Raw genomic sequence first — 12953 nt, forward strand, 5'->3', positions numbered from 1 at the left:
AATGGGAGATTGATTTTTAAAAATGAAAAGATGATTGTAAAAATAGGCTTTTGGGCTACCTGAAAGTTTATTTGCAAAATTTTCGTAACTTGGTTTCCTAAGTGCATTTTTTCTGCAAAAAATGACCGCTTGTTTGTTTTTATTTATCCATTTCTAGCTAAATTTCCGCTATAATCTTCAAGTTTATCCCGATATTCGGGCAACCATTTTCAAAATTCAAAAGGAAATTTTATATGATGCGTTCTCACTACTGCGGTCAGTTAAACCGCTCACACGTTGGACAAGCAGTTACCTTAAGCGGTTGGGTTCATCGTGTTCGTAACCTTGGTCGTTTTATTTTTATGCAAATTCGTGATCGTGAAGGCATTGTGCAGGTGTTTTTCGATGAGAAAGATGAAGCACTTTTTAAACAAGCATCTGCCTTACGTTCTGAAGCTTGTGTACAGATTCAAGGTGAAGTGATCGCTCGTGATGAATCGCAAATCAATAAAGAGATGACAACAGGCGAAATCGAAGTGTTAGTGAAAAATTTAGTGGTGTACAACAACGCTGAAGTGCTACCACTGGATTTCAACCAAACGAACTCTGAAGAGCAACGTTTAAAATATCGCTATTTAGATTTACGTCGCCCAGAAATGGCGGAGAAGCTCAAAACTCGTGCCAAAATCACCAGTTTCGTGCGTCGTTTTATGGACGACAACGGTTTCTTAGATATCGAAACCCCAATGCTAACCAAAGCAACCCCTGAGGGTGCGAGAGACTACCTTGTGCCAAGCCGTGTACATAAAGGCAAATTCTATGCTCTGCCGCAATCGCCACAGCTTTTCAAGCAGTTGTTGATGATGTCTGGTTTTGACCGCTATTATCAAATTGTAAAATGCTTCCGTGATGAAGATTTGCGTGCAGACCGCCAACCTGAATTTACCCAAATCGATGTGGAAACTTCTTTCTTAACTTCGGAAGAAGTGCGTGCCTTAATGGAAGAGATGATTCACAGTTTATGGCAAGAAACCTTAGGGGTTGATTTAGGAAAATTCCCAATGATGACGTGGAATGAAGCAATGACTCGCTTTGGTTCAGACAAACCAGATTTGCGTAACCCGTTAGAAATGGTGGACGTGGCGGATATTTTAAAATCGGTTGATTTCAAAGTATTCAGCGGTCCGGCAAACGACCCGAAAGGGCGTGTGGTGGCACTTCGTGTACCAAACGGTGCGGCTCTAACCCGTAAAAATATTGATGACTACACTCAATTTGTCGGTATTTACGGAGCAAAAGGCTTGGCTTGGTTAAAAGTGAATGATGTGAACGCAGGCTTAGAAGGCATTCAAAGCCCAATTGCAAAATTCTTAAATGAAGAGGTACTAAAAGCCTTAGTTGAACGCTTAAACTTACAAAAAGATGATATCGTGTTCTTTGGGGCAGACAACTGGCACGTTGCAACCAATGCTATCGGTGCGTTACGCTTAAAAGTAGGTAACGATTTAGGCTTAACCGACACTACAGCGTGGAAACCGTTATGGGTGGTTGATTTCCCTATGTTTGAACGTGATGATGAAGGCAACTTATCAGCAATGCACCACCCGTTCACTTCACCGAAAGAATTATCGCCAGAAGAATTAGTTCAAGATCCGGAAAATGCAGTTGCGAATGCTTACGATATGGTGATTAACGGCTACGAAGTAGGTGGCGGCTCAGTGCGTATTTTCAGTCAACATATGCAACAAACCGTGTTCAGCATTTTAGGCATTAACGAAGAAGAGCAAAAAGAGAAATTCGGTTTCTTATTAGATGCGTTAAAATTTGGCACACCACCACACGCAGGCTTAGCGTTCGGTTTAGACCGCTTAACAATGCTGATTACTGGTACAGATAACATTCGTGATGTAATTGCCTTCCCGAAAACCACCGCAGCAGCGTGCTTGATGACAGAAGCACCAAGCTATGCAAATCCAAAAGCGTTGGAAGAGTTAGCGATTAAAACGATTGCACAAGAATAATACTGTAGGGGCGAAAAAATTTTCGCCCTTTTATATTAACAAGCGGTTGAAAATACCAAATAATTTACAAATTTAAAATGAACGCTTGCACTATCTTGTCGTTATCAAAACAAACTCTGCTGTCCTAGTAACATTTCTGGTATAGGTTTTATCTGAAATCCTTTCTCTGCCAAAAAGCCTTTGAGCGTTTCAATATTATAAAATGCGTGGCTGTTGGTGGTGTTTTCAAAGTAGAGATAAAGCCTGTCAAATTCTGAGCTTCGGTTAAACAGCAATTCGGCTAATCCTTTTAATTCCTCATCGGAATAGCGATAATCGTGGCGTTCTGCCGCACTTTGTCCTTTCCACCAATCGGGGTTACGTCCGTGTAGGCGTAAATAGGCTGTGCGCTGATTGGCAAAGAAATGGAAGGCTGGTAAGCCGATATTTTGCGGATAATCAACATTGCACCAAATCAGGTTTTGGCTTTTCATAAAGGTGTCAAATACTGCGGGAATATGCCAAGTAGGGTGGCGGAACTCGATAGCGAGCAGGTAATCCGCAAACCATTGGCAAAGCTCAGCAAGATAACAGCGATTAAGCGGCGTGCGTTCAAATTGCGTAGGGAATTGAATAAACAGATTGGCTAACAGGTTTTGCTCAATAAAAGGTTGTAACGCATTTAAAAAGGCGTGAGCTTGCTCTGCCGTTGCTGTGCGTTGGTGGCTGAAATCTTGGTGTAATTTCACCGAAAAATTCAGCCGCCCTTCCGCCTTTTGCACCATTCCTTCAAAGGCTTTCTGCCCGATGGGTGCGTGGAAAGTGCTGTTGATTTCCAGCGTGTCGTAATGTTGGCTATATACAAAGAGAAAATCCTCTTTGGCTGTGCCGAAAGGGTAAAGTGTGCCGATTAGATCGGTGTCGGCATAGCCACCTGTGCCGATGTAAATATGAGGGAGCATTGTGTTATTCGTCAAAAAATTTTTGCAAATTTTAATAGTTTTTTAACCGCTTGCAAACTGCCAATAAAAGAGTAATATTTCGTTACTTTTTCTTATTTCATCATCACTATGTGGATTTGGTTTACTCTGCTGGCAGCCGTGGCTCAAGCCGGTCGCAATGCCTTTCAAAAGCAATTAAGCGTCAATGTGCCTGTGCTAGGCGTAACGCTTGCCCGCTTTTTCTATGCCGTGCCGCTGGCAAGTGTCTATTTGTATTTTTTGTATCAATATGATGAAACACTAAATATCCCTCACTTTCCGCCATTATTTTTTGTCTATGCGATTGGAGCAGGATTGGCTCAAATTATGGCAACATCGCTGATGGTTCAGCTCTTTCATTTAAAGAATTATGCAATCGGCGTGGGGCTCGCAAAAAGCGAGGCTGTATGGGCAGCATTACTTGGTGTGATGTTCTTCGGCGTAACCATTAGCGGCATTGGCTGGCTTGGTGTAATACTCGGTGGTGTAGCGATCTTTTTAATGACAGGCAGTGGCAATCTCCGACAAGTTTCGTGGAAAACGTTATTTCTCGGCATTGGTAGCGGCTTATGCTTTGCCCTAACTTCCCTTTGGGTGCGAGAAGCGAGCTTACAACTCAATAGCCATTATTTACTTTCCGCCGCTTGGGTACTATTTGCAGTGATTACTTTTGGGGCGTTTGTGCTTGTGGTCTATTTAGCCCTGTTCCAACGAGCAACGCTTACAAAATTTTTCCGTTTTCCGAAATTGGGAATGCTGACGAGCTTGTTCTCTTTTCTCGGCTCATTCGGCTGGTTTAATGCAATGAGTTTAAACCACGTTGCCTTTGTAAAAACGCTCGGGCAGGTTGAGATCTTCTTTATTCTTGGTATATCCTATTTTATCTTTAAAGAACGGTTGAAAATTCAAGATTTTGTGGGATTAATTTTGGTCGTAATCGCAGCCGTTTTAGTTGTGCTTGGCTAAAGCCACAAGCGGTCAAAATAATCAAATATTTTGCAAATAAAAAGATGAACTATAAAAACCCGAATAGCGTATTGGTGGTTATTTATGCTAAAGATACCAACCGAGTATTAATGCTGCAACGCAAAGACGATCCCGATTTTTGGCAATCGGTAACAGGCTCTCTGGAGATTGGTGAGAAACCGATTGAAGCAGCCGAACGCGAAGTATTGGAGGAAATTGGTTTATCCATTTCTAATTTGCAAATCTCAGGGGAAAAACAACCGCTTGTTGATTGCCAAAAGCAGATAGAATTTGAAATTTTTCCACATTTTCGGTATAAATACGCACCTAATATCACACATTGTGTCGAGCATTGGTTTTTGTTACCACTTGAGAGTGAACAAGAGCCGATTTTAACCGAACATTTAGCGTATCGTTGGGTTGAGCCTACAGAGGCAATCCAAATGACTAAATCGCCAAATAACGCACAAGCAATCAAACAATATTTAATAACTTCAAAATAAGGAAACTACAGAATGGCAGGCCATAGTAAGTGGGCAAATATTAAACACCGTAAAGCAGCACAAGATGCACAACGCGGTAAAATTTTCACAAAATTAATTCGTGAGTTAGTTACAGCAGCAAAATTAGGTGGTGGCGATGTAAGTGCAAACCCACGCTTACGTTCAGCTGTTGATAAAGCATTATCCAGCAATATGACGCGTGATACCATTAACCGTGCGATAGAGCGTGGTGTGGGCGGTGGCGATGACACTAATATGGAAACCAAAATCTACGAAGGTTATGGTCCGGGTGGCACGGCGGTAATGGTAGAGTGTTTAAGCGATAATGCTAACCGTACAATTTCACAAGTTCGCCCAAGTTTCACAAAATGTGGTGGTAACTTAGGAACGGAAGGCTCTGTAGGTTATTTATTCAGTAAAAAAGGCTTAATTTTAATTGCTTCTGGCGATGAAGATGCTTTAACCGAAGCGGCAATTGAAGCAGGTGCTGATGACATTCAATCACAAGAAGACGGTTCATTTGAAATCTACACCGCTTGGGAAGATCTAGGCGATGTCAGAGATGGTATTGAGCAAGCAGGCTTTAAAATTGAATCTGCGGAAGTCACAATGATTCCATCAACTACTGTTGAACTTGATGCAGAAACCGCACCAAAATTACTTGATTTAATCAACCGCCTTGAAGATTGTGATGACGTGCAAAATGTTTATCACAACGGCGAAATTAGTGATGAAGTAGCAGCTCTTCTTTAAATAACATCAAGAAAAATAAGCATAATTTCGGTTATGCTTATTTTTATGAACTTTTTCAACATAGTACGTTCTAAGCATACAGGAGCAATTGCTTCTAAATTCTATGAAATTACTTAAGGAGAAAACTATGAAATTAGTAAAATTCGTTCCAGCTTTAGCAGCAACTGTAGTATTAGCCGCTTGTTCTAATGCAAATAACCAGCCGGCCCCTCAACCAACAGTAGATCCTGTAGCGAAAGCAGCCGATCAGGCAGCCCAACAAGTAAACGAGATTGCAGGCAACGCTGTTCGTGGTGCAGGTGCAGTAAAAGTAGAGAAAGCAACCGATGGTTCAAAATCTATCGTATATCGCTGCCAAAGCGGTAAATTAGTCACGGCAAACTATGTATTCCAAGGCGAAGAGCCTAAAGCAGTAAACATCGTGTTACAAAACGGTAAAAAAACACAAAAAATCCCAACATTAGCTATCGATCCTTCAGATAAGGATTCAACAGTATTTAAATCGAAAAAATATTCTTGGGAATTAGAAAGCGGCTTTAACTTAGCTTCAACCGAAAAATCAGGTATGCTTTTCAAACACGAAGCGAAGGTAAGCAATATCTTAGCGAAAACCTGTGATGTAGATAAAGCATTAACATCACGTTTAAATAAATAATCCCTTGATTTAAAACATAATAAGCGAGAAGATATCCGTCTTCTCGCTTATTTTATTGTCAAAAATGTCTATTATTTTAGGAATTGACCCCGGCTCAAGAGTAACAGGCTATGGTGTAATACGCCAAAACGGACGACATTTGGAATATCTTGGCAGTGGTGCTATCCGTACTACTGCTGATGATTTGCCTACTCGCCTAAAACGCATTTACGCAGGCGTGAGTGAAATTATCACCCAATTTCAGCCCACTATGTTCGCAATTGAACAAGTCTTTATGGCGAAAAACCCTGATTCTGCTTTAAAACTTGGGCAAGCACGAGGAACCGCAATTGTTGCCGCAGTTAATCACGACTTACCTGTATTTGAATACGCTGCTCGATTAGTCAAACAAACCGTTACAGGCATTGGCTCTGCCGATAAAGTTCAGGTGCAAGATATGGTTACCCGCATGCTCAACCTTTCCGCCAAGCCCCAAGCCGATGCAGCTGATGCCTTAGCTATTGCTATTACTCACGCTCATTCTATGCAACATTCTTTAATTGTAGTAAAACAGAGCCAACAGAGCGTAAGTAGTGAGAAAGAGCAGATTTTAGCCCTGATGAAAACCCGATATAGTCGAGGACGATTTAGGTTGAAAGGATAATAAAAAACCGCTTGATAGCTTTCTAACAAGCGGTTACTTTTGGAGAAAATTTTGCAATTACTCGCCTTCAAATGGAGCTGAAAAACGTTCAATTCTCGCCCCAATACCACGTAATTTTTCTTCGATGTGTTCGTAACCACGATCGATATGATAAATACGATCAACGATAGTTTCGCCACTTGCAATACAGCCTGCTAATACTAAGCTAATTGAAGCACGGAGATCCGTTGCCATCACTTCTGCTGATTTTAAGCGTTTTACGCCGTAGCAAATTGCGGTATTTCCTTCAATTTCAGCTTTAGCCCCCATACGAACTAACTCTGGAATGTGCATAAAGCGGTTTTCAAAAATGGTTTCCGTAATGCGGCTCGTACCGTCTGCAACGGCATTTAACAAGGTAAATTGAGCTTGCATATCCGTTGGGAAGCCGGGGTGAGGCATTGTACGAATATTTACCGCTTTCGGGCGGCGACCAAGTGAATCTAAGGTAATGGTATCTTCCGTCACATCAACTTGCATACCTGCTTCACGCAATTTTTCAATAACTGCATCAAGTGTATCTGCTTTGGTGTTACGACAGGTAATACGACCACCAGAAATAGCAGCAGCGACTAAGAATGTTCCTGTTTCGATACGATCTGGCACAACACTATGCTCACAGCCACCTAAGTTTTCAACCCCTTCGATAGTGATCATATCTGTACCGGCTCCTGAAATTTTAGCTCCCATTGCATTTAAGAAATCTGCGGTATCCACAATTTCAGGTTCACGAGCTGCGTTTTCAATAACGGTAGTCCCTTTTGCCAATGTTCCAGCCATCATTACCGATAAAGTTGCACCCACGCTCACTTTATCCATATAGATTCTTGCACCATTTAGACGACCTTGAGAAGTCGCTTTTACATAGCCTTCATCTAACTCAATGTTAGCACCCATTTTTTCAAGACCTGAAATGTGCATATCTACCGGTCTAGCACCGATAGTGCAGCCACCTGGTAATGAAACTTGACCAACTTGGAAACGTGCCACTAATGGTGCTAATGCCCAAATAGAAGCTCTCATTATCTTAACTAATTCGTATGGTGCAACGTAATTATTGATGTTGCTTGCATCAATATGTACAACACCTTTTTCCTCTGCCTTTTCAACCACTACACCTAATTGACGTAAAATTTTAAAGGTTGTGTCAACATCTTTCAAATCAGGCACATTTTTTAATGTAACCGGCTTTTCTGCTAAAATAGAGGCAAATAAAATAGGCAGGGCGGCATTTTTTGCACCTGAAATATCAACGGTTCCGTTCAAAGAGAAAGGACCGTATACGCGGAATTTTTCCATTTGGGAGATCCTAAAATTAAGAATTATAATTTTGTTTCAATTTTTGTAGGGGCGAAATATTTTTCGCCCATCTATTAACCAACCATATTCAATAAACGCTCAGTTTTCCATTTTTCTGTACTGAACACTTTAATGGTTAATGCGTGAATTTCATTTGTAGTGAAATAGTCTGCTAGTGGTGCGTAAACCGCTTGTTGCTGTTTTACTTTTGAAAGTGCAGCAATGCTATCACTCACTACAATTACCCCAAAATGGGCATTTTCGCCTTGTGCGTGAACTTCGACTACATCGGTTAGGCTTTGTTTTAAGATGTCTTCAATTTGTGTTGGGGTCATTATAAATCCTAATGCTTTGCTAATTTTTTTAAATAATAAATTGCTCAAACCAACCGTCTAAATCATAGAGTTCTGATAATGCCTTAACAGAATCCGGCGTATTAATTAAACTGCTTGGTGTGATTTTATGGTAATGATTTAATAATTCAGCAAGTAATGTAAAACCGGCAGAATCTACACGAGTGATATCTTTTAAATCCCAATATAGCTTTTGATTACCTTTCGGAGATAAAAAAGAAGCACGTTGCTTCCATAATGGAAGCAACGTGTCACGAGTTAATTCGCCTGACAGTTTCACAAAAAGACTTTCATTGTTTTGCTGAATGTCCCATTTTAATGTTTTTTGAGGCATAACTAAACTATTTATTTTAAGGTAATTGGTTGTTTTGCTGATTGAGCAACTTGTGCGGTTAGTGCATCAATACCTTTTTGACGGATTACACCAGCCCACTCATTTTGCTTAGTTGCAACCATACTTACACCTTCAGCAGCCATATCGTATGCTTGCCATTCTCCTGTTCTGCTGTTTTTACGCCATTTAAAGTCTAATTTAATTGGCTGTGCAGCACCTTTACCAGATACATTTACACGAATGCTTACAATCGATTTACCCTCAACGGATTTCGGGCTTTCAATTTGGAATGTTTGATCTTGGTATTGGGTTAATACTTGTGAGTAAGATTGTTCTACAAACTGCCCGAATGCGTTAAAAAACGCTTCTTTTTGTGCATCTGTAGCAGAAGATAAGTTTTTACCTAATACTAACTGACCTGCATATTTAACGTGAACGTGCGGCATTAAGTCGTTACGCACAATGGTACGCAAGTATTCAGGGTTTGATTTAATTTTGCTTTGATTTGCTTTGATATTGCCAAATAATTTATCTGCTGTTTGTTGCATTAATACATAAGGGCTAGTTTCAGCAAATGCCGTCGTTGAGAATAATGCAGAAACTGCGACTAAACCAGTTACGATAATTTTTTTAATGTTTTTTAACATTATTACTAATCTCCAAAAACTCTAAATTAGAGGTTATTGTTAAGTTGATTATTCTGCGATGGGGGCAGAATCAATCGCTTTTTCATCTTCAGTTTTATCTGGCTTTTTATCACCATATAAGAACTGACCAATCAAATCTTCTAATACCATTGCAGAGTTTGTATCTACAAAAGTATCGCCTTCTTTCATTATTGCGGTTTCGCCTTCAATCATAAAGCCGACATTTAACGCAACATATTGTTCACCTAATAAGCCAGAGGTTTTAATTGAAAGTGAGCTGGTGTCCGGAATTTGGTTAAAACTTTCATTCACAGCTAAGGCTACTTTTGGCGTGTAGGTTTTGTTATCGAGTGAAATATCAGCTACTCGACCTACTACTACACCTCCAACTTTAATAGGTGCACGAACCTTTAGTCCACCGATATTGTCAAAAGTTGCATAAAGCGTGTAAGTTTTCTCACTTGAGAATCCTTGTACATTTGCCACTCTTAAGCCTAAAAAGACAAGAGCTGCTAACCCTAGTAGTACAAATAATCCTACCCAGAATTCATATTTAATTGATTGACGCATTGTCTGTTCCTTTTACTAAAATCAACCGCCGAACATAATCGCAGTTAAAATAAAATCTAATCCTAAAATCACAAGTGAAGCATTTACCACTGTCTTTGTTGTTGATTGGCTAATACCTTCTGAAGTTGGTACACAATCATAGCCGTTAAATAATGCAATCCAAACTACAGCAAAAGCGAAAATCACACTTTTAATAAAGCCGTTGATTAAATCACTAGCATTAACTGAGTTTTGCATTACCGACCAGAAACTACCGCCATCAACGCCTTTCCAATCTACGCCAACAAGTGAGCCGCCCCAAATACCAATCGCCGTAAAAATGGCTGCTAAAATCGGCATTGAGATCACACCTGCCCAAAAGCGTGGTGCGATAATTCGTCTTAAGGGATCAACTGCCATCATCTCAAGGCTAGAAAGTTGTTCTGTTGCTTTCATTAAGCCAATTTCTGCGGTTAATGCCGAACCTGCACGCCCTGCAAATAACAATGCAGTAACCACTGGCCCAAGTTCTCGCAATAACGATAGGGAAACCAACGTACCTAAGCTACTTTCCGCTGCAAAATCAACTAATACTACATAGCCTTGCAAGCCTAATACCATACCAATAAATAAGCCTGAGAGCATAATAATTAAAAGTGATTGCACTCCTAGCACATAAAGTTGCTTAATCAGCAATGGAGTATGTTTTCTAAATTCAGGCTTACCGATTAATGCTCCCCACAACATAAAGGCTGAACGCCCGAGTGTACGGATAAAATTAATCACAAAAGCCCCAATAGAGCTAATAAAATTAACCATTAAATAGCTCCTCCGTGTAATCTTTTGCAGGATAGTGGAAACGTACCGGCCCGTCTGCTTTACCCGCTAAGAATTGTACCACTTGCGGATCTTGGCTTTCTAACAACATTTCTGGCGTACCTTCTGCAATAATACGTTTATCCGCCACAATATAGGCATAATCAGCAATACTTAACACCTCTTTCACATCGTGAGATACCACAATAGAGGTGAGATTTAAGGCTTGATTTAGTTCTTTGATCAATTCCACGATCACGCCCATACTGATCGGATCTTGCCCAGTGAAAGGCTCATCATACATAATCAAATCAGGATCAAGTGCAATCGCACGAGCAAGTGCCGCACGACGTGCCATACCACCAGATAATTCAGATGGCATTAAATTTGCTGCACCTCGAAGCCCTACTGCTTCAAGTTTCAGCAACACTAATTTTCTAACAAGTTCTTCGGGTAAACGGGTATGCTCTCGAATCGGGAAAGCCACATTGTCAAAAGTAGAAAGATCGGTAAACAACGCCCCAGATTGGAACAACATTCCCATTCGCTGACGAATTTCGTAAAGTTCTTTGTTGTTCGCTTTACAAATATCTCTACCATCAAACAAGATCTCACCCGATTCAGGTAAAATTTGCCCGCCAATCAAACGTAACAAGGTGGTTTTACCGATTCCAGACGGCCCCATAATGGCAGTTACTTTGCCTTTTTGCACTTGCAAATTGAGATTGTCATAAATCACTCTCTCCCCTCGTTTGAAGGTTAAGTGCTTTACTTCAACCAAATTTTCTCTAGACATCAAATATAGGACTCATATTAATAAAAGTAATGTATGGTCTATCAAATTTCAGCGAATGTCAAAAAACTTTTAATAAGATGACAAAACTTTGCTTTGCTAGCGGTATGATTTTAGAAAAATTTTGCAAATTGATGAACTGACAAAAAAAGGGCTTGTCTTAGTAAACACGAGCGACTTCACTCGTAGATTATAAAAAACATAGGATATGAGGAATATACACAATATGAATAAAACACTCAAAAAATCATTTTTAACCGCATTAGTTTTAGGCTCAAGCATTGCAGCAATGCCAATGATTGCACAAGCTGCATTACCAACAGCAGTTGATGGTCAAGCCGTGCCTAGTCTTGCCCCAATGTTAGAAAAAGTACAACCTGCGGTAGTCAGCATTGCCGTTGAAGGTAAAACAAAAGGCAATTCTCGCCGCACCCGTGATATTCCACCTGAATTTGAATTTTTCTTCGGTCCGAATGCCGATTTCTTCGGTGATCGTCAATCAGCCCCTCGCAACTTTCGTGGCGTAGGTTCAGGTGTAATCATTAATGCAGAAAAAGGCTATATCATCACCAATAACCACGTTATTGATAATGCAGACAAGATGACGGTAAAACTGGAAGATGGACGTGAATTTAACGCAAAATTAGTTGGAAGCGATCCGCTTTCAGATGTTGCATTAATCCAAGTTGAAAATCCGAAAAACTTAACTGAAATTAAATTTGCAGATTCAGACAAACTACAAGTGGGCGATTTTACCGTCGCTATCGGTAATCCGTTCGGTTTAGGGCAAACTGTAACCTCTGGTATTGTTTCTGCGTTAGGTCGTTCAACAGGTAAATCAGATGAAGGCTATGAAAACTATATCCAAACTGATGCTGCGGTAAATCAGGGTAATTCAGGCGGCCCATTAATTAACTTAAAAGGGGAATTAATCGGTATCAATACTGCAATCATTTCCCCTAGTGGTGGCAATGCAGGTATCGCTTTTGCCATTCCAAGTAATATGGCAAACAGCCTTGTAATTCAAATTATTGAATTTGGCGAAGTAAAACGTGGAATGCTAGGCATTAAAGGCGGTGAGCTAAATGCAGATCTTGCCAAAGAGTTTAACATTTCAACCCAACAAGGGGCTTTCATTAGTGAAGTATTACCAGGTTCTGCCGCTGCTAAAGCAGGCTTTAAAGCAGGCGATGTGATTACTGAAATCAACGGTCAAAAAATCCGCAGTTTCAGTGAATTAAGAGCGAAAGTGGCTACTTCTGGTGTGGGTAAAGAGATTGAATTAACCTACTTGCGTGATGGCAAAGAAGACAAAGCGAAAGTGACGTTACAATCCGATTCGGAAGCTAAAACTACCGCTTCAAACATTATTCCTGCATTAAAAGGAGCAGAATTCAATAACTACAATGCGAAAGGCATTAAAGGCGTTGAAATTTCTAATATCGAAAAAGGCTCAATAGCAGAAATGAGAAGCCTCAAAAAAGGCGATATCATCATTGGCGTAAACCGCCACTCGGTAGAAAATATTGCTGATTTACGCAAAATTTTAGATTCAAAACCATCTGTAGTTGCACTCAACATTGTGCGTGATGGCGCGAATTTCTATGTAATTTTGCAATAAATTATGACAAAAAATAAGGTGGG

General features: G+C 40.3%; 15 protein-coding genes. 7 read left to right on the forward strand and 8 right to left on the reverse strand.

All coding sequences use genetic code 11. From position 1 onward, the window contains the following. Nucleotides 1-233: 233 nt before the first annotated feature. The gene (aspS, locus tag ACERCF_RS02270; RefSeq protein ID WP_373624478.1) at nt 234-2000 is read left to right on the forward strand and encodes an aspartate--tRNA ligase; all 1767 of its coding nucleotides are present in this window, start codon (nt 234-236) and stop codon (nt 1998-2000) included. A 104-nt stretch (nt 2001-2104) separates the two neighbouring features. Here the strand turns inward: aspS and ACERCF_RS02275 are convergent, their stop codons facing one another. Then, nucleotides 2105-2941 carry a DUF72 domain-containing protein gene (locus tag ACERCF_RS02275; RefSeq protein WP_159629204.1) on the reverse strand — a complete coding sequence of 279 codons (837 nt, stop codon included), beginning with the start codon at nt 2939-2941 and terminating at the stop codon, nt 2105-2107. A gap of 108 nt (nt 2942-3049) precedes the next feature. Here ACERCF_RS02275 and ACERCF_RS02280 point away from each other — a divergent pair, with 108 nt between their 5' ends. The 5 genes from ACERCF_RS02280 to ruvC all read left to right on the forward strand — a co-directional run bounded on the left by ACERCF_RS02280 (nt 3050) and on the right by ruvC (nt 6479). Beyond that, nucleotides 3050-3925: an EamA family transporter gene (locus ACERCF_RS02280; RefSeq protein ID WP_373624479.1), complete on the forward strand. Its 876-nt coding sequence runs from the start codon at nt 3050-3052 to the stop codon at nt 3923-3925. Between the two features lie 44 nt (nt 3926-3969). Continuing rightward, a complete protein-coding gene (gene nudB, locus ACERCF_RS02285; RefSeq protein WP_373624480.1) occupies nt 3970-4428 on the forward strand; it encodes a dihydroneopterin triphosphate diphosphatase in 459 nt (152 codons plus the stop codon). 12 nt (nt 4429-4440) lie between these two features. Further along, the gene (locus ACERCF_RS02290; RefSeq protein WP_025247335.1) at nt 4441-5181 is read left to right on the forward strand and encodes a YebC/PmpR family DNA-binding transcriptional regulator; all 741 of its coding nucleotides are present in this window, start codon (nt 4441-4443) and stop codon (nt 5179-5181) included. Nucleotides 5182-5308: 127 nt separating this feature from the next. Next, a complete protein-coding gene (locus ACERCF_RS02295; protein WP_373624481.1) occupies nt 5309-5836 on the forward strand; it encodes an ACP-like domain-containing protein in 528 nt (175 codons plus the stop codon). A 64-nt stretch (nt 5837-5900) separates the two neighbouring features. Beyond that, nucleotides 5901-6479: a crossover junction endodeoxyribonuclease RuvC gene (gene ruvC, locus ACERCF_RS02300; RefSeq protein ID WP_373624482.1), complete on the forward strand. Its 579-nt coding sequence runs from the start codon at nt 5901-5903 to the stop codon at nt 6477-6479. 57 nt (nt 6480-6536) lie between these two features. Here ruvC and murA read toward each other — a convergent pair whose 3' ends face one another. The 7 genes from murA to mlaF all read right to left on the reverse strand — a co-directional run bounded on the left by murA (nt 6537) and on the right by mlaF (nt 11312). After that, complete coding sequence (gene murA, locus ACERCF_RS02305) at nt 6537-7817, reverse strand: UDP-N-acetylglucosamine 1-carboxyvinyltransferase (RefSeq protein ID WP_373624483.1); 1281 nt, start codon at nt 7815-7817, stop codon at nt 6537-6539. A 74-nt stretch (nt 7818-7891) separates the two neighbouring features. Continuing rightward, nucleotides 7892-8152 (reverse strand): BolA family protein, encoded by a 261-nt coding sequence (locus ACERCF_RS02310; protein ID WP_373624484.1) that lies wholly within the window; start codon nt 8150-8152, stop codon nt 7892-7894. Nucleotides 8153-8180: 28 nt separating this feature from the next. Next, nucleotides 8181-8504, reverse strand: a complete 324-nt coding sequence (locus ACERCF_RS02315; protein ID WP_373610550.1) for an STAS domain-containing protein — start codon at nt 8502-8504, stop codon at nt 8181-8183. A gap of 11 nt (nt 8505-8515) precedes the next feature. Further along, a complete protein-coding gene (mlaC, locus tag ACERCF_RS02320; RefSeq protein ID WP_373624485.1) occupies nt 8516-9151 on the reverse strand; it encodes a phospholipid-binding protein MlaC in 636 nt (211 codons plus the stop codon). A gap of 48 nt (nt 9152-9199) precedes the next feature. Then, nucleotides 9200-9721, reverse strand: coding sequence for an outer membrane lipid asymmetry maintenance protein MlaD (gene mlaD, locus ACERCF_RS02325; RefSeq protein WP_373624486.1), 522 nt, complete (start codon nt 9719-9721; stop codon nt 9200-9202). 21 nt (nt 9722-9742) lie between these two features. After that, nucleotides 9743-10519, reverse strand: coding sequence for a lipid asymmetry maintenance ABC transporter permease subunit MlaE (gene mlaE / locus ACERCF_RS02330; protein WP_373610553.1), 777 nt, complete (start codon nt 10517-10519; stop codon nt 9743-9745). After that, nucleotides 10512-11312 (reverse strand): phospholipid ABC transporter ATP-binding protein MlaF, encoded by an 801-nt coding sequence (gene mlaF, locus ACERCF_RS02335; protein ID WP_373624487.1) that lies wholly within the window; start codon nt 11310-11312, stop codon nt 10512-10514. The genes mlaE and mlaF overlap by 8 nt, the downstream gene beginning before the upstream one ends. A gap of 223 nt (nt 11313-11535) precedes the next feature. Between mlaF and ACERCF_RS02340 the strand changes: the two genes are divergently transcribed. Further along, nucleotides 11536-12930: a Do family serine endopeptidase gene (locus tag ACERCF_RS02340; RefSeq protein ID WP_373624488.1), complete on the forward strand. Its 1395-nt coding sequence runs from the start codon at nt 11536-11538 to the stop codon at nt 12928-12930. Nucleotides 12931-12953 lie beyond the last annotated feature (23 nt).

Origin of the sequence: Mannheimia kashgarensis (assembly GCF_041807705.1) — a bacterium.
Taxonomy (GTDB): Bacteria; Pseudomonadota; Gammaproteobacteria; order Enterobacterales; family Pasteurellaceae; genus Mannheimia.